Annotated in this window: 19 protein-coding genes; 9 read left to right on the top strand and 10 right to left on the bottom strand. The window is 62.9% G+C overall.

Annotated elements, in window-relative coordinates:
* Positions 1–247: 247 nt before the first annotated feature.
* The gene (locus tag IVA95_RS11270) at positions 248–718 is read left to right on the top strand and encodes a hypothetical protein (protein WP_247510539.1); all 471 of its coding nucleotides are present in this window, start codon (positions 248–250) and stop codon (positions 716–718) included.
* Between the two features lie 71 nt (positions 719–789).
* On the opposite strand, the gene IVA95_RS11265 is transcribed toward IVA95_RS11270, so the two are convergent.
* The 3 genes from IVA95_RS11265 to IVA95_RS11255 all read right to left on the bottom strand — a co-directional run bounded on the left by IVA95_RS11265 (position 790) and on the right by IVA95_RS11255 (position 3,462).
* A complete protein-coding gene (locus IVA95_RS11265; RefSeq protein ID WP_247510606.1) occupies positions 790–1,287 on the bottom strand; it encodes a ferritin-like domain-containing protein in 498 nt (165 codons plus the stop codon).
* 84 nt (positions 1,288–1,371) lie between these two features.
* Positions 1,372–2,013, bottom strand: a complete 642-nt coding sequence (locus tag IVA95_RS11260) for a DUF4142 domain-containing protein (RefSeq protein ID WP_247510538.1) — start codon at positions 2,011–2,013, stop codon at positions 1,372–1,374.
* Positions 2,014–2,067: 54 nt separating this feature from the next.
* Positions 2,068–3,462 carry a cytochrome B6 gene (locus tag IVA95_RS11255; RefSeq protein ID WP_247510537.1) on the bottom strand — a complete coding sequence of 465 codons (1,395 nt, stop codon included), beginning with the start codon at positions 3,460–3,462 and terminating at the stop codon, positions 2,068–2,070.
* A 340-nt stretch (positions 3,463–3,802) separates the two neighbouring features.
* Here IVA95_RS11255 and IVA95_RS11250 point away from each other — a divergent pair, with 340 nt between their 5' ends.
* The 5 genes from IVA95_RS11250 (at position 3,803) to IVA95_RS11230 (ending at position 8,436) form a co-directional block, all read left to right on the top strand.
* The gene (locus tag IVA95_RS11250) at positions 3,803–3,994 is read left to right on the top strand and encodes a hypothetical protein (protein ID WP_213254250.1); all 192 of its coding nucleotides are present in this window, start codon (positions 3,803–3,805) and stop codon (positions 3,992–3,994) included.
* 23 nt (positions 3,995–4,017) lie between these two features.
* The gene (locus tag IVA95_RS11245; RefSeq protein ID WP_247510536.1) at positions 4,018–4,608 is read left to right on the top strand and encodes an SCO family protein; all 591 of its coding nucleotides are present in this window, start codon (positions 4,018–4,020) and stop codon (positions 4,606–4,608) included.
* Positions 4,609–4,788: 180 nt separating this feature from the next.
* Complete coding sequence (locus tag IVA95_RS11240; RefSeq protein ID WP_247510535.1) at positions 4,789–5,616, top strand: transporter substrate-binding domain-containing protein; 828 nt, start codon at positions 4,789–4,791, stop codon at positions 5,614–5,616.
* Between the two features lie 243 nt (positions 5,617–5,859).
* Positions 5,860–7,500 (top strand): lysine--tRNA ligase, encoded by a 1,641-nt coding sequence (locus IVA95_RS11235; protein WP_247510534.1) that lies wholly within the window; start codon positions 5,860–5,862, stop codon positions 7,498–7,500.
* A 153-nt stretch (positions 7,501–7,653) separates the two neighbouring features.
* Positions 7,654–8,436 carry a class II aldolase/adducin family protein gene (locus tag IVA95_RS11230; protein ID WP_247510533.1) on the top strand — a complete coding sequence of 261 codons (783 nt, stop codon included), beginning with the start codon at positions 7,654–7,656 and terminating at the stop codon, positions 8,434–8,436.
* A 208-nt stretch (positions 8,437–8,644) separates the two neighbouring features.
* Here the strand turns inward: IVA95_RS11230 and IVA95_RS11225 are convergent, their stop codons facing one another.
* Both IVA95_RS11225 and IVA95_RS11220 read right to left on the bottom strand, forming a co-directional pair.
* Positions 8,645–9,148: a mismatch-specific DNA-glycosylase gene (locus tag IVA95_RS11225; protein ID WP_247510532.1), complete on the bottom strand. Its 504-nt coding sequence runs from the start codon at positions 9,146–9,148 to the stop codon at positions 8,645–8,647.
* Between the two features lie 12 nt (positions 9,149–9,160).
* Positions 9,161–9,811: a helix-turn-helix transcriptional regulator gene (locus IVA95_RS11220; RefSeq protein WP_247510531.1), complete on the bottom strand. Its 651-nt coding sequence runs from the start codon at positions 9,809–9,811 to the stop codon at positions 9,161–9,163.
* A gap of 185 nt (positions 9,812–9,996) precedes the next feature.
* Here IVA95_RS11220 and IVA95_RS11215 point away from each other — a divergent pair, with 185 nt between their 5' ends.
* Positions 9,997–10,341, top strand: a complete 345-nt coding sequence (locus tag IVA95_RS11215) for a DUF952 domain-containing protein (protein WP_247510530.1) — start codon at positions 9,997–9,999, stop codon at positions 10,339–10,341.
* A complete protein-coding gene (locus IVA95_RS11210; RefSeq protein ID WP_213254234.1) occupies positions 10,338–11,435 on the top strand; it encodes a quinone-dependent dihydroorotate dehydrogenase in 1,098 nt (365 codons plus the stop codon). The genes IVA95_RS11215 and IVA95_RS11210 overlap by 4 nt, the downstream gene beginning before the upstream one ends.
* A gap of 132 nt (positions 11,436–11,567) precedes the next feature.
* Here IVA95_RS11210 and IVA95_RS11205 read toward each other — a convergent pair whose 3' ends face one another.
* The 5 genes from IVA95_RS11205 to IVA95_RS11185 all read right to left on the bottom strand — a co-directional run bounded on the left by IVA95_RS11205 (position 11,568) and on the right by IVA95_RS11185 (position 16,941).
* On the bottom strand, positions 11,568–12,890 hold the full coding sequence (locus IVA95_RS11205; RefSeq protein WP_247510529.1) for an MATE family efflux transporter: 1,323 nt from the start codon (positions 12,888–12,890) through the stop codon (positions 11,568–11,570).
* 2 nt (positions 12,891–12,892) lie between these two features.
* A complete protein-coding gene (locus IVA95_RS11200) occupies positions 12,893–13,627 on the bottom strand; it encodes an MBL fold metallo-hydrolase (RefSeq protein WP_247510528.1) in 735 nt (244 codons plus the stop codon).
* Positions 13,628–13,651: 24 nt separating this feature from the next.
* A complete protein-coding gene (locus IVA95_RS11195) occupies positions 13,652–13,954 on the bottom strand; it encodes a DUF6460 domain-containing protein (protein WP_247510527.1) in 303 nt (100 codons plus the stop codon).
* 96 nt (positions 13,955–14,050) lie between these two features.
* Complete coding sequence (locus IVA95_RS11190) at positions 14,051–15,907, bottom strand: ATP-dependent DNA ligase (RefSeq protein ID WP_247510526.1); 1,857 nt, start codon at positions 15,905–15,907, stop codon at positions 14,051–14,053.
* A complete protein-coding gene (locus IVA95_RS11185) occupies positions 15,904–16,941 on the bottom strand; it encodes a ligase-associated DNA damage response exonuclease (protein ID WP_247510525.1) in 1,038 nt (345 codons plus the stop codon). Before IVA95_RS11185 ends, IVA95_RS11190 begins: the two co-directional genes overlap by 4 nt.
* A gap of 196 nt (positions 16,942–17,137) precedes the next feature.
* Here IVA95_RS11185 and IVA95_RS11180 point away from each other — a divergent pair, with 196 nt between their 5' ends.
* Complete coding sequence (locus tag IVA95_RS11180; protein WP_247510524.1) at positions 17,138–18,064, top strand: methyltransferase domain-containing protein; 927 nt, start codon at positions 17,138–17,140, stop codon at positions 18,062–18,064.
* Positions 18,065–18,176: the final 112 nt, after the last annotated feature.

Genomic DNA, 18,176 nt, shown 5'->3' with positions numbered 1-18,176 from the left:
CTTGCGCGTGGTCAACGGCAAACGGACTCTAGCCTGTGCCCGCATTGCCACCGCGCTACTGGTTGCATGTTCCAGTCTGGGACCTTTTCGCGGGACGGGTGCAGCGGCCAAGCAACACTTAATTTGAATTTGTTTTGACTAGCTGTGGCTGCCTAGACAAAATCACGATCTCAAACGACGCTACGCCACGTCTTGCATCACGAAGACGATCAGATTCGGTTTCGACATTTTTGGACTGGGGCGGGATATGAAGCTGGTGACGGGGTTGCTTGCCGCGGTGCTGCTGCTGGCGGGGGTAGGGGCGAGCCAGGCGGTGGTGCGGATCGCGGATGACCGCGGCGGCCGGATCGGCACCTATGTCGACAAATACCAGGGCCTGCGTACCTCGGGCGAAACCGTGATCATTGATGGCCTCTGCGCCTCGGCTTGCACCATCGTGCTCGGCGCGGTTCCCCATGACCGGATCTGCGTTACCTCGCACGCCAATCTCGGCTTCCATGCGGCTTGGGATTTCGGCGCCAACGGCCGCGCCATCATGAACCCCGAAGCGACTCAGATGCTGTATTCGATGTATCCGCCGCCGGTGCGCAAATGGATCGCGGCGCGCGGCGGCCTGACCCAACGCATGCTCTTCCTGCGCGGCAAGCAGCTTCAGGCGATGTACAGGCCCTGCTATCTCGACGCCCAGGCGTCCTCGAACAAGCCGGCCCCGCGCTGAGCCGAACGGCCGCTGCTCTGCAACGCCGGAGCGGTCGTCAGGCTCAGTTCACAAAAACGGCCTGCCGGATTCTAGGCAGCGCGCGCTTCGTGGGCGACGTACTCGCGCGTCACGTTTCCAACGTTTGCATCGATCCAGGCGGCCATCTCCTGTTCCTCCTGGAGTGATGCCTGAAGCGGGGCACGCGCGGATTCCATGCCGGCCGGGCCACAAAGTTCCAACAGGGACTTGTAGGCCGCGATCTCAAAATGCTCGAACGCATTGTTTGCGAACGTATTCTTCAAAATTTCGTCGCCTGCCATCGCGTTCAGCATCGCAGCGGTGTTGCCCATTACCGATTGCGCCGTATCCTTTAGGCTCGAGGTCGTTTCGCCGCAGGATTCGAGGCACTGCTCCAATCGCCTGAGCTGGCCATTGGTTTCTTCCAGATGGGCTCGAACCTTGGCCTTGACTTGCGGGTAATCATCCAGCCGCTCAGACTGCCGCTCCAGCAGCTCACGGGCCTGGACCTCCATCGAATGTGCGTTACGCAATCCGACCACAAAAATATCACGAGCACTGGTAGGCATGGTGGTCTCCTTCAGATTGATCATTGAGGCACAATCAACAGACATGCTGAGCGTTCCTCGCCGACCGGCTTTTTGAACGCCCGGTTACTTTCGCTTCTCTCGATCTGTTGGCGGTACGTCAGCTTGGGCCTGCTGCGCCATTTCCATGGCAATGGCCTGCGCCATCCGGAGATGGCCCAGTACGGTCGGCAGGATGTCCGATGCGAAGTCCTTCAGTTCCGCGTTCTCGCCTGAACCGATCTCGTATTGCAGAAGCTGTGCTGCCTTCTGATGCTCGATGATCTGGCCCTGGATGTAGGCGTGGTCGAACTGGGCACCGTCAGATTGTTGGAGCCTGACGTGCATGGCTTTGTGTTCCTCGTCCAGTCGATCGGGCGGCGCGATGCCGACTGTCCTTACAAGTGCCGCTAGCCTGTCGTTGGCGGCGCTGTGATCGCGGATCATGTGCTGGGCAAATTCCTTTACGGCACGGCCCGATGCTTTTTGTGCCGCAAGCTTGCCGAACTCCACCTCCGCCAATCCGCTGATCGTCGCCGCGTGAATGAAGGCGCGGTCGGGTTGATTGGTTTGTCGCGGAGCGGGCACTCCGGGCGCTGATTGTTTGGTACCTGGCGACATGCCGCCGGGGTTGCCGGGTGCCGGGCTCGCCGGATTGGTCGACTGAGCAAGGGCGGGTGGCGCAAGAAGCGCAGTAGCAAGCGATGCGACGGCAACGAAGCGAATCATTTCAACCTCCTTCGACGGCCGGGAGACATTGACCGCTGCGAGCGTAGGGCGGCGTCACAGCGTGAGCATGTAGGCCACCAGCGAATCCTTCTCCTCCTGTGTCAGCTTCAGGCCGAGCACCAGGTTGAAGAACTCGACCGTGTCGGCGAGCGTCAGCAGCCGCCCATCATGCAAATAGGGCGGCGAGTCCTTGATGCCGCGCAACGTCAAGGTCTTGATCGATCCGTCGGGCAACGCCACCAGGCCGTTGACGGTCTGGCCTATGTTGTAGAAGCGCTCGAGCTTCAGATCGTGCATATTGTTGTCCAGGAACGATGTCTGCGGCGTATGGCATTGTCCGCACTGGCCCTTGCCCAGAAAGACCTGTTCTCCTGCGAGTTCCTGCTGGGTCGCCTTGCTGGGGTCCAGGCGTCCCATTGGGTTGAGCTTCGGTGCTGGCGGGAAGTCGATGATGTTTTGCATCTGCGCCATCATCGGCACCTGATCAAATCGGTCCGGCAGGTTCACGCCCTTGCGTTGCGCGCTGACGTGATCGCCGTTGAAATACGCCGTCCGCTGCTCGAATTGGGTGAAGTCCTCGACCGAGCGCAGCGATCGCTTCGAGCCGTGAATCTGCTGGTTGAACATGCCACGAAGGCTCACCGTGTCGAGGCGGAAGCGCGCCGCCTGCGGACGAACGTCAGGCGTCAGGTGGAAGGCCGCGTTGGTGTGGAAATTGGCATGGCAGTCGAGGCAGGTGACGCCAAGACTCTGGTCCGCGCTCTTGCGATCCTCTGTCTGGTTGAACTCTTCCTGCGGGAACGGCGTCAGCAGGAGACGCAGTCCCTCCATTTGCACAGGGGTAAGGAGGCCGACCATCAGTTGATAGTGGTTCTTGATTGTCAGGAGCTGGCCGTGGGAGACGTCGCCCAACTCCGGGCGCGTTGTGAGAAAGATCGGCGGTGGAAACTCGGGCGTGAACCGATCCGGAAGGTCGAAGTCGATATCGAACCGCCTGATATTGCGGAGCTCCTGCCGGCCCACCTCATCGATCTGCTGGTTCGGGAAAACCTGACCGCCGGTCGCCTGTTTAACGTGCGGCAGCGGCATGAATCCGGCCGGCAGCAGGCCGCGCTCGCGGATCTCGTCCGGACTCATCGCCGACAGGCTGTCCCAGGTAACGCCTGCGGGGAGCTTTACACGCACACCCCCCTGCACCGGCTTTCGCCCGCCTGACATTATGACGTTGGCGATCGGCCGATTCGAGAGGTCGTAGCGCTGCTCAAGCAGGGCCTGCTGACGCTGCATGACCTGCGGCTTCTGGGCGTCGTCGAGCGCCTTGACGGCATCGAACGGCAGCGTTGGAAGTGGCCGATAGGTCGCGTCGGGAGGCAGCGGGCCAGCCAGCGCGGCGACTGCAAGCAGGGCTGCTCCGGCCAGCGGAAGAGCAATTCTCAGGCGTTTTGACATTGATGGCCTCCGACTTCGGAGTGCGCAAAGGTGAGCGCGACAAATGCGGGCTCCCAACGCAGATGCGCTGCCAAACGCGTGCAACTCATCATTGTTCCTAATGAAACACATCAGCGGCAGTGCTTGCCGAGTTTCGACTGCGTCATTCGCAACTTCCGCAGGATATCACCTCGCCAGATTCGCAAGGTCTACCAATGCGTGTGGAAAGCGTCAGGGCCTGCTGACGCGCGCTCCGGCGACATCCCCGTCGCTTTTGTCGCAGCTTGCCCTCCGCATGACGTGATCTCTCCTCCGGCCATTCCGCTTGCCTGCTCGGGGAACTCGCCCTATCTGAACCTTCATGGTTCAGCCGATCTCCACCCGACAGGACATAGCGGCCGCCCGGCAGCAAAGCGGGGTGGCCGCGGTGATCGCTTGGAGCGCTGCCGGCCTCGGTGCGCTGGTCGTGCTCGGCGCGGCTGCATTGTGGTTCCATTACGGCACCACGGTGTTTTTCGAAATGATCGCCGCCGGCATCTCGGCCTGCTTCTGACCGGGCAATAAGGAATTCCTTTCATGGACCGGACGATCCGCCCGCTGGTGATTATCGCTGCCTTCGCTGCGAGCCTTGCGATCGGGCTAACGATCATGCTGTGGGCAATGGGCGGCTTGCGAACCGTCACAGCGCCGGCCGCGATCGGCGGGCCGTTTCAACTGACCGATCAGTCGGGCCAGACCGTCACCGAGCAGAATTTGAAGGGCAAGCCGACACTGATCTTCTTCGGCTTCACCCATTGCCCCGATGTCTGCCCGACGGCGCTATTCGAGATTTCGGAAGTGCTGAAGGCGATGGGCAAGGACGCCGACCGCGTCAATGCCTGGTTCGTCTCCGTTGATCCCGAGCGCGACACCGCGGCCGCGATGAAGGACTATCTCTCCAGCTTCGACCCGCATTTGAAGGGGCTGACCGGCTCGCCGGACGCGGTGGCAAAAGTGCTTTCGGCCTACCGGGTCTATGCCCGGAAAGTCCCGCTCAAGGACGGCGATTACACCATGGACCACACTGCGCTGGTCTATCTGATGGATCGTGACGGCAAGTTCGTAGCGCCTTTCAACCTGAAACGGACGCCGGAGGAAGCCGCCAAGGATTTGAAGCGCTATCTCTGAGCGGCAAGCTGGTCAAAGGGCGAAAACGGCCTCGCATCGCGGGCCGGATGGTCTATAAGGCCGTGAAATTCCGCAAAGCCATTGCCGAAGATGCCATATCTTAACGTCCAGTTAACCAATGCAAGACTGCGTCGAACCATCAGCGTGTGGCTGGTCGGGGTGTGGATCGCGTGCGCGTTGATGGCTGTCGGCGGTAATGCGGCGCAGGCGCAAACCCAGCCCCGTCCGGCCGTCGAGGCGGCTCCGCAGGCGGTGCCCGGCTTCTGGGACCCGCGGCGGCGCCCGGACCGGCCGGACATGTCGCGGCTCACGGTGATCCGGTTCCTGACCGAGACTGATTATCCACCGTTCAACTTTACCGGTCCCGACGGCAATCCCGCCGGCTTCAACGTCGACCTCGCGCGCGCGCTGTGCGACGAGATCAAGATTTCCTGCACCATCCAGATGCGCCGGTTCGAGACGCTGGTCGACGCCATCACCAGCAACCGCGGCGACGCCATCATCGCTTCCATGGCGGTGACGCCGGCCCTGCGCGCAAGGCTCGACTTCACCGATCCCTATTACCGCGCGCCGGCGCGCTTCGTGTCACGGCGTGACGCCGTGATGCCGGAGGTTCGCCCGGAATATCTCGAAGGTAAGAAGGTCGGCGTCATCGCCGGCACCTCGCACGAGGCCTATCTGAAGGCGATGTTCACCGACGCCGAGATCAAATCTTATCCGAACGACGACGCGCTGCGGCTGGCCTTGCGGCGTAGCGAGGTCGACTTCATCTTCGGCGACGCGATCTCGCTCGCGTTCTGGATCAACGGCACCGATTCGGCCGAATGCTGCGCGTTCTCGGGCGGGCCCTTTGTCGAGAGCCGCTATTTCGGCGAAGGCATCGGCATCGCCGTCCGTAAGGGCAACGATTTGCTGCGGACATCGCTGAACTGGGCGCTGTTCCGGATCTGGGAAAAAGGCCGCTTCACCGATCTGTGGCTGCGGTATTTTTCGATCAGTCCGTTTTAGACGTCATTCCGGGGCGATGCGCAGCATCGAACTATGGGCCGCCCCTTGCGCCCCTGAGAATCTCGAGATTCCGGGTGTGGTGCTTGCGCACCATCCCGGAATGACATCGGAGACGTCGTCATTGCGAGGAGCGAAAGCGACGAAGCAATCCATGGCTCAATACGCCGCGAAATGGATTGCTTCGCTTCGCTCGCAATGACGGCTATAACCGGCCGTTTCCCGGCCCCGGAGAGAGCCTCTAAAATGTCCGTCATCGACCTTGCCGCCAACCCGAGCGATTTGCGTGCGCTCGCCGAACAATCCAACGCCTGGCCGTTCGAGCAGGCCAAGGCCATTGTCGCGCGGTTGAAGAAGAACCCGAAGGACGAGGTGCTGTTCTCGACCGGCTACGGCCCATCGGGGCTGCCGCATATCGGCACCTTCGGCGAGGTCGCGCGCACCACCATGGTGCGCCATGCCTTCCGCGTGCTGACCGAGGACAAGATCAAGACGCGGCTGCTCGCGTTCTCCGACGACATGGACGGCCTGCGCAAGGTGCCGGACAATGTGCCGAACAAGGAGCTTCTGGAACAGCATCTCGGCCGGCCGCTCACAAAGGTACCCGATCCGTTTGGCACCCATGACAGTTTCGGCGCGCACAACAATGCACGGCTGCGCGCGTTCCTCGACACCTTCGGCTTCGACTACGAATTCGCCTCTTCGACCGACTACTACACGTCGGGCAGGTTCGACGCTGCGCTGTCGCGTATGCTGGAACGGCTCGAAGCCGTCATGAAGATCATGCTGCCCAGCTTGCGCGAGGAACGCGCCGCGACCTATTCGCCGTTCCTCCCGATCTGTCCGCGCACCGGCATGGTGCTGTATGTGCCGATCGTCGAGCATGATGTGAAGGCCGGCACGGTCTCCTATGACGATCCCGAGACCAAGGAGCGCGTCACGGTGCCGGTCACCGGCGGGCATTGCAAGCTGCAATGGAAGCCGGACTGGGCGATGCGATGGTTCGCGCTCGGCGTCGACTATGAAATGGCCGGCAAGGACCTGATCGATTCCGTCAAGCTGTCCGGCAAGATCTGCGCGGCGCTCGGTGGCACGCCACCCGAGGGCTTCAACTATGAGCTGTTCCTCGATGAAAAGGGCCAGAAGATATCGAAGTCGAAGGGCAACGGGCTCACCATCGACGAATGGCTGCGCTATGCCTCGCCGGAGTCGCTGTCGCTGTTCATGTATCGCGAACCGAAGGCGGCAAAGCGGCTGTATTTCGACGTCATCCCGCGCAATGTCGATGACTACCAGCAATTCCTCGACGGTTTTCCGCGGCAGGATGCCAGGCAGCAGCTCGCCAATCCGGTCTGGCACATCCATTCCGGTAAGCCGCCGAAGGCGGATATGCCGGTCACCTTCCAGCTCCTGCTGACGCTGGTGTCGTCGTCAAATGCGGAAAATGCCGAGACGCTGTGGGGTTTCATCGGGCGCTATCGCCCGGGCGTGACGCCGCAGACGCATCCGAAGCTCGACGCGATGGTCGGCTACGCCATCAACTACTATCGCGACTTCGTGGCGCCGACCAAGAAGTTCCGCGAGCCGACCGACAGCGAGCGCGCCGCGCTCCAGGACCTGCGCGATGCGCTGTCGCAATTGCCGGCGGGATCGAGCGCCGAGGACATCCAGAACGTGGTCTACGAGATCGGCCGCCGCGAGCCGTTCCTCGACCCTGTCAAGAAGGGCAAGGACGGCCGGCCCGGCGTCTCCCTCGATTGGTTCAACATGCTCTACCAGGTGCTGCTCGGCCAGGAGAAGGGCCCGCGCTTCGGCTCGTTCGTCGCGGTGTACGGCATTGCGAACGCCGTGAACATGATCGACGGCGCGCTGGCAAGGAGCGCGTAGGGAGAGATCGCCGCTTTCTACCCTGCAAACCGGGATGGCAGGCCCTCCGCAATTTCAGCCATGGCGGCGCCTGATTGCGCTACACTATTGCGCATAACAGCCGTCAAAGCCTCCGCCGAGGGGCCGGCAAAAAGCGCATCAGGGAGAAAGCTCATGCAGTTCAGGGTTTCGCCACAGACGCTCAGCGAGTACGGCGCCGAGGAATGGCAGGCGCGGGTCGATCTCGCGGCCGCGCACCGGCTGGCCTTTATCCAGGGATTTTCCGAAGGCATCTTCAACCATCTGACATTGGTGGTGCCGGGCAAGAGCGACCGCTACTACCAGATCCCGTTCGGCACGCATTGGTCCGAGGTCACGGCTTCCTGCTTCATGGAAGTCGGCATCGACGACGGCGAGATCAAGCGCGGCGAGGGCGAGGTGGAGCGGTCCTGCTATTGCATCCATGCGCCGATCCACAAGGCGCTGCCGCAGGCCAAGGCCGTATTTCATACCCACATGCCGCACGCCAGCGCGCTGACGCGGCTCGAAGACCCCCGCATCAAGGAAATCGGCCAGACCGAGGTCGGACTGTCCGGCGCCATTGCCTATGACGACGAGTACACCGGCCCGGCGCTCGATCCCGCCGAAGGCGCGCGGCTTGCAAAAGTGATCGGCGACAAGACGGTGCTGTTCATGGCCAATCACGGCATCTCCACCGTCGGCGCCACCGTCGCCGAAGCTTATGACATGCTCTACTACGTCGAGCGCGCCGCCCAGGTGCAGATTTATGCGATGTGGACCGGCCAGAAACTGAAGCAGCTTCCGGCGCCCGTGGTGGAGAAAACCAAGCGCGATTACAAGGACGATCATCTCTACAAAGGCCCAACCCCGGCCCAGCGGCATTTCGATGCGTTGAAGCGGATGCTGGATCGGAAAGAGCCTGACTACGCGACGTAAGTTTTCTTCCCTTCTCCCCTTGTGGGAGAAGGTGGCGCGAAGCGCCGGATGAGGGGTTCTCTCCGCGGAGACAGACCCCTCATCCGTCTCGCTGCCGCTGCGCGTCCATAGCCGATGCAAAGCATCGGCGTCCTTTTTCTAAGTACGGCGGCCGCCTACGCCACCTTCTCCCACAAGGGGAGAAGGAAAAGCCCCTACTGCGACTCCATCAGCGCATCGCCCTGACCGCATCCGCAAATCGGTGCCAGACTTCCGGGCGCCAGCTTCCATTGGCGGCACCCGAGGTCGACGGCAATATCCACACCCTGGTATCGCCGATGAGTTCTAGCTGCTCGCCATAGTCTCGCTTGCCGTCGAAGAATTTCTGTCCGGCCGTCTTGCTGGTGAATGCGAGGAATTGCGGACGAAATGTCGCGACCGCATTGCTCAACCGGGCGCGATCCGCTGCCGTCATTTTTGGCAGGGTCGCACGGTCCATGCCCACGCCCGCTTTTACGAGATCCGTCAGTCCGATCCGATACTGCAGCAGATCGCGATATTGATGCGGCTGCAGCTGCTCCGGCGTCAGCCCTGTCTCGTATAGGACCTTCCAGAACTTGTTTTGCCGGTGCGCGTAGTAGGCCCGTTGGGCCGCAGACGTCGTCCCGGCGGCGGTTCCGCACAACACGATGCGAAGGGAATGTTGCAGCAGGTCGCTCAGCACGTCCGTCACGGAAGGGCAGTCCTACTGGCTCGCCCACACGATCCTGGCGATCCAGGCGACCTTTTCGGCGTCAAGCGTGCGATCGGCATGCGCTGGATTGAGTGACTGCAGTTCCAGGGTCTTGGTAGTCCGGCGTTTCAATTCCTTGACCATCACTTCGCCGTCCGAGGTCTTGAGCACCACGCGATCGCCGCGCCGGATCGGCGTGCCCGGCGATACCACGATGATGTCGCCGTCGCGATAGGTCGGCTTCATCGCGTCGCCCGAGATTTCCAGCGCGTAGGCGTGCTCGTCGCCGGCCGACGGCAGCGCCACCTCGTCCCAGCCCTTGCCGGCGGGAAAGCCGGAATCGTCGAAATGGCCGCCGCCGGCTTGCGCAAGCGCGAGCAGCGGCACCGACTGCTGGCCGCGCGCGCCGTCGCCGATCAATTGCATGAAGGTCTCAATCGACGAATTGGTCGCAGCCAGCGCCTTGGAAACGGATTCCGTTGACGGCCAGCGTTCGCGGCCGTCGGCGGCGATGCGCTTGGATTTGTTGAACGTGGTGGGATCGAGGCCGGCGCGCTTGGCAAGACCCGAGGGTGACATGCCCGCGCGTTCCGCCAGCCGGTCGAGCGCGGTCCAGATCTGGGTATGGGTCAGAATGCGTTGCGCCTTGGCCTGCCGGGCCATCGAAAATCCCTGAAGCTATCTAGGAATTATTGCCTCATTCGGCCGGTTTGCGCAAACCTTCCAGCCGAACTCTGTCGCCGCAGCGCTTGAGTTAGGCGCAGGCCGCCTTTACGGTCGGTCGCCAGCCCGGCCATTTCCGGGAAAATCCCAAGAGACTCAACGACAAGCAGGAAGTCCGGAAAGCCGTGCCAACGATCTATAAAATCACTCCCGCCTCGGCCTGGCGCGAGGCCGAACGGCAGGGAGTCTACCGGGGTAGCAGCGACGATCTGCGCGACGGCTTCATTCATTTCTCGACCGCCTCCCAGGTCGCGGAGACCGCGCGCAAGCATTATTTCGGCCAGAGAGGGCTGTTTCTCGTCGCGGTCGATGCCGACGCGCTGGGCGATGCGCTGCGCTGGGAGCGTTCGCGCAACGACGAACTGTTCCCGCATCTTTACGGCGAACTCGATCTCGGCGCGGTGACGGCCATCCTCGATATTCGCGCGCGCTCCGATGGCACGCACGAGATTCCGGAGCTACTCCCGTGATCCGCGCGTTCGACGCCTTTTCGCTGCCGCTGTTGCGCTGGTTCGATCCGGAGGACGCGCACCGCATGGCGATCCAGGGCCTGCGGCTGCTGCCGTCGGTCAAGCCGCGCGCCGACGACCACAAACTGGCGGTGCGCGCCTTCGGCCTGAATTTTCCCAATCCGATCGGCATGGCCGCGGGCTTCGACAAGAGCGCGGAAGTGCCCGACGCGCTGTTGCGGCTCGGGTTCGGCTTTGTCGAAATCGGCACCGTGACACCGAAACCGCAGGGCGGCAATCCGCGGCCGCGGCTGTTTCGGCTCGAGCGGGATGAAGCCGTGATCAACCGCATGGGCTTCAACAATGACGGCGCCGAAGCCGCATTGCGCCGGCTTGCGGCGCGCGCCCACCATGGCGGCATTATCGGCGTCAACGTCGGGGCGAACAAGGATTCGCCCGACCGTGTCGCCGATTATGTCAAGCTGATCGAGACCTTTGCGCCGGTTGCGAGCTATTTCACCGTCAACGTCTCCTCGCCGAATACGCCGGGCCTGCGCAATTTGCAGCAAGCGGCAGCGCTCGACGAACTGCTCGCCAAGGTGATCGATGCGCGCGAGCGGGTGCGGAAGAATGCCGGCGATTCACCGGTGTTGCTCAAGATCGCGCCCGATCTCAGCCTCGCCGAACTCGACGACGTCGTGCACATCGCGCGCTCGCGCCGTGTCGACGGCATGATCGTGGCCAACACCACGCTGGCGCGCCCTTCATCCCTGCGCGAGCAGGCCCGCGCGAAAGAGCAGGGCGGCTTGTCCGGACGGCCGCTGTTTCGACTATCGACCCGCATGGTGGCGGAGACTTATGTCCGCACCGAGGGCGCGTTTCCGTTGATCGGCGTCGGCGGCATCGATTCCGGCGGCGCGGCGCTGACGAAAATCCGCGCCGGCGCCAGCCTGATCCAGATCTATTCGTCGCTGGTCTACAAGGGGCTTGGTCTCGTCGACGACATCAAAAATGATCTCGCCTCGACCTTGCTGCGCACGGGGCGCGACTCGCTGTCCGAAATCGTCGGCGCGGATGCTGCGACGATCACGGCAGAGGACTGGCCGGTGAGGTGATACTCGACGGATTTTCGTAGCCCGGATGGAGCCAACGGGTCGCGCGAATGCGCGCCCGATGACAGGCTCCGCCAATCCGGGAATAAGGTCACCGCGTGGGGAGGGCCCGGATTTCGCTGCGCTCCATCCGGGCTACGCAAACGATTTCCGCAACAGCGCCGGATACCGCAGCGCCTCCAGTCCACCGCGCGCGGCGTAATGAACTAGTAGCGCGCCCCACAGTCCGGCATTGCCAAACGACCGCAGCGCAAACCACGCGGCGAGGAAGATCACCAGCGAAGCCACCATGAGATTGCGCATGTCACGCGCCCAGGTGGCGCCGATATAGATGCCGTCAAAGGCAAAGGCGAACACGCCGAGCAGCGGTGCAAAAATCACGAACGGCAGATAGTCGCGCGCGATGCGCCGCACCTCCGCGCTTGCCGTCATGATGTCGACAAACGTGGGCCCGAACAGCAGGAAACAGGCGGCGACCGCGAGCGCGAAGCCAAAGCCCCACATGACGACGAGCTTGACGGCGCCTGCGAAAGCCGCCTTGTTGCGGGCGCCATAGGCCCGGCCGCAGAGTTGCTCGGCGGCGTTGGCCAGGCCGTCAAGGAAAAACGCGCTGAATAGCAGAAAATTATTAAGCACGGCATTGGCGGCGAGCGTCAGATCGCCGGCACGTGCGCCCTGTGCGGTGAAGAACAAAAATGCTGTGATCAGCGACGCGGTGCGGATCATGATGTCGCGGTTGACCGAAAGCATGCGCATCAGCTTGGTGCGGTCGAACAGCAACGCGCGGGAAGCCGCGAATTGCCCTTTCGAAAGGTGGCGCGCGATCAGCAAGCCGAGCAGGAGGCCTGCGGCCTCCGCGATCAGCGCCGCGATTGCAGCGCCGGCGATGCCAAGGTCGAACACCAGCACCAACACGACTGTCGCCGCCACATTGATGAGATTGATTGTGATCTGCATGCCGAGCGCCAGTTTGGCCCGGGCCTGCCCGATCAACCATCCCAGCACGACATAATTGCCAAGCGCTAGCGGCGAAGACCAGATCCGGATGATGAAGTAGGTCTTGGCCGCGCGCGTGACGCCCTCGCTGCCACCCATCGCGTTCAGCAGAACCGTGGCGAGCGGAATCTGCAGGGCGATCAGCGCCGTGCCAACCAGCGCCGCGACGATCAATCCGCGCATCAGGATCGCGCGTAATTCCGACGTCTCGCCAGCGCCGAGCGATTGTGCCGTAAAGGCGACCGTGCTCATGCGCAGGAACCCGAACAGCCAGAACATGCAGTCGAACAGCACCGAGGCCAAGGCCACGCCGCCGAGCAGCGTGGCGTCGCCGAGCCTGCCGATTGCGGTGGTCGAGACGATGCCGATCAGCGGCGTGGTCAGGTTTGCGACCATCGCGGGACCGGCGATGGCAAACACCTGTGCTGTCGTGACTTTCGATGGAGCTAGGGGCGAATGCATACCTAGAGCTCGACGACCATGCCGTCATAGGCGGCCGTGTAGGGCAGTTCGCCCAGCCGCCCGAGCATGTCGTCGCTCATATGCGTTAGCACCAGCCGTTTCGGGTTGATATCGGGCAGACGCGCTGCGAGCGTTTTCAGGCTGAGATGGTTCTTGACGATTTTATCAAAGTAATATGCCTCGGCGACGAACAGATCGGCGTCGCGCCCCGCCGGGATCAGCGTCTCCGTCCATTCGGTGTCGGCGCTATAGGCAATGACGCGGCCTTCGGCCTCGACCCGATAGGCCAGGAATGGCCCGCCGGATTCGCCGTGAACCACCGGATAGGGCGTGACCTTGACCTCGCCGAACGTACGGCTTTGCTCCGGTTCAAGTGCGACGACCGAGAGATCAAAACGCTGCTTTGTCTTGGAGGAATGCTCGAATAGCGCTTCCATCAGGTTGGCAAGTTTCGCGTCGATGCCTTGCGGTCCGGCAATGACGAGCGGGCGGAAGCGGCGCGTGAACTGCGCGTCCAGCAGCAGAAACGGCAGGCCGGCAAAATGGTCGCCGTGGAAATGCGTGATCAGGATCAGATCGATCGCATCGCGCGCAATGCCAAGGCGCTTCAGCGCCGGCAGCGACGACGCGCCGCAATCGATGAGGAAATTGACCCTGCTACCCGTGACGTGAAAGCAGGTATTGTACCTGCCGCCGGAGCCGAGCGCGTCACCGCAACCGACAAATTGCAATTGCATCGGCTGCCACCGCCCAATGAGTGACTAGCGCCCACGCGGGGCGCCGAACAGCCGCGACAGCAGCCAGATCGGGACCACGATCACGGCGCCGAGCAGGAAATAGCGCCACAGCCAGTTGACGGCGTCAAAACCGAGATCCCACAGCCGCTGGAACAGCATGCGGATACTATGCACGATGTTCCAGGGATCGAAACCGATGGCGGCGAGCACCACGCCGACCAGGATCGACAACAGGATCAGCCGGAACGCCACCGACAGCGGCGAGCCGCCGAGAAAACGGTACAGGCCGTCATTGCTGGCCGGCAGGTCTCTGACGTCGTTGGGCATCGGTTTCTCCTCGCGGGTCGTGCCCATTATAGGCACGGCGGGGCACATGGGGAACCCGTTGATGTCGGTCAATGGCCGCCATACGCCTTCGGAATGTTAATTTGCTGTCACGTCCTTCAGCATCCGCTCCAGCGTCTCCAGCCGGTCGGCCTCGCGCGGCGGCTTGTCCCAGCGCAGCCGGCTGATTCGCGGAAACCGCATTGCGATGCCGGATTTGTGCCGCGGTGAGCGCTGCAGTCCCTCGAAGGCCACTTCCAGCACCAGGCCCTGGTCCGGCTCATGCACGACATGGCGGACGGGACCGAATTTTTCCGTGGTGTTGCGCCGGACGAAGCGGTCGATCTGCAGCAGCTCTTCGTCGGTGAAGCCGAAATAAGCCTTGCCGACCGGCACCAGTTGCTCGCCCTCCTCGCCATTGGTCCAGACGCCGAAGGTGTAGTCCGAATAATAGGACGAGCGCTTGCCGTGGCCGCGCTGCGCATACATCAAGACGGCGTCAATGATGTGGGGATCGCGTTTCCACTTCCACCACTGCCCCTTGGGTCGGCCCGGCAGATAGGGCGCGTCGCGGCGCTTGAGCATCACGCCCTCGACGGCATCAGCGTCCTCTCCCGCGCCGGCATTTGCGGGATCGGCGCGCGCGGCCATCAGCGCGTCCCAGCTATTGAAGGCAATCGTCGGCGACAAATCGATGCGCGGGTCGTTCAGTTTCCTGACGAATTTCTCCAGATGCTCGCGGCGCTCGACAAACGGCAATTCGCGCAGGTCATTCTCGTCATCGCCGAGCAGGTCGTAGGCGCGCAGGTGAATCGGGAAATCCTTGATCAATTTCGGTGAGACCACTTTCCGGTTCAGCCGCTGCTGCAGCACGTTGAAGGTCTGCACCCGTCCCTCGCGCAGCACCAAGAGCTCGCCGTCGATTGCGCCGGGCAGATGCAGTGACGGGACGAGATCGGGGAAGCTTTTTGTAATGTCCTCGCCGGTGCGCGAATAGAGCCGTGCCTGCATGTGTCCGCGCTCGTCGCGGCCGGCGACCGCCTGCACGCGAATGCCGTCCCATTTCCATTCCGCGATGTAATCGGCTGGATCGAGACTGGCGAAATCCGTGTCCTCGATCGCATGCGCCAGCATCACCGGGCGGAACGGCGCCGGATCGCGGTTGACCGGTTTTTCGCCGCGGCCTTCCAGCCAGGCGAACAGCTCGAGATAGGGCGGGGCGAGCCCCGGCCAGATCAATTCGATCTCATGCGGATCCTTGTCCCCCAACGCCGCTGCGGCCGTTTTCGCCAGCCGCGCCGAAACTCCGATCCGCATCGCGCCGGTGACGAGTTTTAACAGCGCCCAGCGGCCGGTCTCGTCGAGCTCGTCAAGCCAGCGCGCGAGCTGTTTTGGCAGTTCGGTCTTGCCGAGCGTGCGAAGGATGGTGACGACTTCGGAGAGAGTTGGAGGCGGCGGGTTGTTGTGGCTGGTTGGAGGAAGGGCGTCATTATCGAGACTACCCGTGTGGTACCCCTCTCCCTGGCCCTCCCCCGCAAGGGGGGAGGGAACGGCGAGAGTCTCGATTGTGCCTTTAGATTTTGTTCGCGCTGGCAGCCCAGCACCCAACTGCGCTCCCTCCCCCCTTGCGGGGGAGGGCTGGGGAGAGGGGTGGCCCAGCAAAGACTCGCCGTAGTGGTCACCGTCCTTCGGCCACATCAGCGCGACTGTCTCGGATAAATCGCCGACATAATCGTAAGACAGTCCGAACAACACCGGATCGGCACGATCCATAATCAAATCACGAACAAGCCCCGGCTTGGCATGTTTGAACGACAGCGCGCCGGTCAGCGCCGCCAGCGCGTAGCCACGGTCGGGATCGGGAGTGTCGCGGAAATAGGCGGTGATCAGCCGCAGCTTGTTGTTGCGGCCGGGCTCGTAGGCAAGACGATCGAGCAGTTCGGCAAAGCGGTTCATGCCTCGGCCCCGTCGACCGTGACCACCTCGTGCTCTTCCTCGTCACCGTAGCCAACCAGATCGAGTGGCCGTGCGGCGAGCCCGCGCGTTTTGCACCAATGCACCAGCGCGTCTTCTTGCCCATGCGTGACCCAGACCTCGCCGGCGCCGGTGGCCGCGATGGTCGCGGTCAGGCCGTCCCAGTCGGCGTGGTCGGATATCACCAGCGGCAGTTCGACGCCGCGCTGTCGGGCGCGCGCCCGCACCCGCATCCAGCCCGAGGCGAACGCCGTGACCGGATCGGGGAAACGCCGCGTCCAAATATCAGAAGTGGCCGTCGGCGGCGCCAGCGTGATGGTGCCGGCAAGGTCGGCCTTCTTCATGCCCCTCACCAGCCGCAGCTCGCCGAGCGCGACGCCGCGGCTCTCATAATAGCGCGTGATCCCTTCCATCGCGCCATGCAGATAGATCGGCGCGTCGTAGCCCTGCTCGCGCAGCAGCGCGATCACGCGCTGCGCCTTGCCGAGCGAATAGGCGCCGACCAGGTGCGCACGTTCCGGAAACAGCGCGACCGAGGCGAGCAGCTTTTTCACCTCATCCGCCGCGTCGCCATGGCGGAACACCGGCAGGCCGAAGGTGGCCTCGGTAATGAAGACGTCGCAGGGCACCACCTCGAACGGCGTGCAGGTCGGGTCAACGGCGTCCTTGTAATCGCCGGACGCAACGATGCAGAGGTCCTTGCAGGAAACGGCGATCTGTGCCGAGCCCAGTACGTGGCCCGCCGGGTGAAACTTGATCTTGACGTCGCCGAGGCGGATCTCTTCGCCATAGCGAATCGCCTGCGTGCTGCCCGCAAAATTGTCGCCATAGCGCAGCCGCATCATGTCGAGCGTTTCCTGCGTGGCGAGCACAGCGCCATGGCCGGGGCGCGCGTGGTCGGAATGGCCATGGGTAATCACGGCGCGCTCGACCGGGCGAACGGGGTCGATATGGAAGCCGCCCGGCTTGCAGCACAGGCCGGCGGCAACTGGCAACAGGATGTCGTGCGGGCGCATTCCGGTTATATAGGAGGCGTTACGACGAATTTTACTGTCATGCGTGGGCTTGACCCGCGTATCCATCTCCCGGAAGAATCTTTCTTGATGGATTGCCGGGTCCCGGCTACGCCAAGGCTTCGCCGGGCACTCTAGTGTCAGGCCGGCGTAGCTTCAGCGAAGTCGGCAAGCCAGGCAATGACAAGCTTCGGAACCCATGCCTGCCCGCCTTTTTCTGTCCTCCGGCGATCTGATGGCCGACCGCCGGTTCGAATTCGCGCGCGATCTTCAATTGAAGGGCGATCTGCCCGCCGCTGCCGATCTGCTCTTGCAGGCGATCGAACTGGCGCCGAATTTCAGCTCCGCCTGGTTCACGCTCGCCGATATTCGCGAGCAGCTCGGTGAGCGGGAGGCGGCTGTTGCCGCGTTCCGCAAGGCCCAGGCCAGCGATCCCGGCGACCGTCACGGCGCCGGGCTTCGCTTGATGCGGCTCGGTGCCGAGCCATTGGCCGGCATGTCGCAGGCCTATGTGCAAACTCTTTTCGACCAATATGCGCCGCGGTTCGAAGCTTCACTTGTCGGCGATCTCGGCTATCGCGGCCCGGCGCTGCTGTTCAAGGCGGTGCTGTCGGTGCGATCAGCGGCGCGCAAGCCGGCATTCTTCAAGCGCGCCATCGACCTCGGCTGCGGCACCGGGCTCGCGGCGTCGGCGTTTGCTAGGGAAGTCGATCATTTCATCGGCATCGATCTGTCGCCGCGCATGATCGAGCGGGCGCGCGGTACAGGGCTGTACGGAGAATTGGAAGTCGCGGATATATTGCAGGGCCTGCGCGCAAGGCCAGTCGCTAGCGCTGATCTCATTCTCGCTGCGGACGCGATGGTCTATGTTGCCGACCTCGCAGCCGTCCTGGCTGAAGCCGCGCGTGTGCTTGCGCCGGGTGGCCTGCTTGCTTTCACCGCCGAGACCCATGACGGAGAAGGCGTCATCATCGGCCACGGGCTGCGCTACGCCCATGCTGCCGCTTACCTGCGCGCGTCGGTCGAGGGCGCGGGCCTCAAATTATCCCTGCTGGAAGATCGCTCCGCCCGCAATGAGGACAACGCTCCCGTTCCCGGTCTGGTCGCCGTCGCCGCCAAAACTTGAGTCTAGACGCTACGATTTCCGCCTTGCGAAATGAGGTGGACATCGCAAGCGGCATGGCCGTCAGTTGGCTATTGCCGAGGTCTTGGGAATGTAGATCATGGCGCGCAACCAA

The organism is Bradyrhizobium sp. 157, assembly GCF_023073815.1.
GTDB lineage: Bacteria > Pseudomonadota > Alphaproteobacteria > Rhizobiales > Xanthobacteraceae > Bradyrhizobium.
The sequence above is the reverse complement of the archived record's forward strand: the minus strand, read 5'-3'. Positions and strand labels throughout refer to the sequence as shown.

Excerpts from the sequence above, each read along its gene's own strand:
- IVA95_RS11245 (WP_247510536.1), top strand. The coding sequence starts at position 4,018 with ATGGACCGGACGATCCGCCCGCTGGTGATTATCGCTGCCTTCGCTGCG.
- IVA95_RS11180 (WP_247510524.1), top strand. The coding sequence starts at position 17,138 with ATGCCTGCCCGCCTTTTTCTGTCCTCCGGCGATCTGATGGCCGACCGC.
- IVA95_RS11205 (WP_247510529.1), bottom strand. The coding sequence starts at position 12,890 with ATGCATTCGCCCCTAGCTCCATCGAAAGTCACGACAGCACAGGTGTTT.
- IVA95_RS11255 (WP_247510537.1), bottom strand. The coding sequence starts at position 3,462 with ATGTCAAAACGCCTGAGAATTGCTCTTCCGCTGGCCGGAGCAGCCCTG.
- IVA95_RS11220 (WP_247510531.1), bottom strand. The coding sequence starts at position 9,811 with ATGGCCCGGCAGGCCAAGGCGCAACGCATTCTGACCCATACCCAGATC.
- IVA95_RS11265 (WP_247510606.1), bottom strand. The coding sequence starts at position 1,287 with ATGCCTACCAGTGCTCGTGATATTTTTGTGGTCGGATTGCGTAACGCA.
- IVA95_RS11235 (WP_247510534.1), top strand. The coding sequence starts at position 5,860 with ATGTCCGTCATCGACCTTGCCGCCAACCCGAGCGATTTGCGTGCGCTC.
- IVA95_RS11270 (WP_247510539.1), top strand. The coding sequence starts at position 248 with ATGAAGCTGGTGACGGGGTTGCTTGCCGCGGTGCTGCTGCTGGCGGGG.
- IVA95_RS11240 (WP_247510535.1), top strand. The coding sequence starts at position 4,789 with ATGGCTGTCGGCGGTAATGCGGCGCAGGCGCAAACCCAGCCCCGTCCG.
- IVA95_RS11185 (WP_247510525.1), bottom strand. The coding sequence starts at position 16,941 with ATGCGCCCGCACGACATCCTGTTGCCAGTTGCCGCCGGCCTGTGCTGC.
- IVA95_RS11200 (WP_247510528.1), bottom strand. The coding sequence starts at position 13,627 with ATGCAATTGCAATTTGTCGGTTGCGGTGACGCGCTCGGCTCCGGCGGC.
- IVA95_RS11230 (WP_247510533.1), top strand. The coding sequence starts at position 7,654 with ATGCAGTTCAGGGTTTCGCCACAGACGCTCAGCGAGTACGGCGCCGAG.
- IVA95_RS11190 (WP_247510526.1), bottom strand. The coding sequence starts at position 15,907 with ATGAACCGCTTTGCCGAACTGCTCGATCGTCTTGCCTACGAGCCCGGC.
- IVA95_RS11195 (WP_247510527.1), bottom strand. The coding sequence starts at position 13,954 with ATGCCCAACGACGTCAGAGACCTGCCGGCCAGCAATGACGGCCTGTAC.
- IVA95_RS11250 (WP_213254250.1), top strand. The coding sequence starts at position 3,803 with ATGGTTCAGCCGATCTCCACCCGACAGGACATAGCGGCCGCCCGGCAG.
- IVA95_RS11260 (WP_247510538.1), bottom strand. The coding sequence starts at position 2,013 with ATGATTCGCTTCGTTGCCGTCGCATCGCTTGCTACTGCGCTTCTTGCG.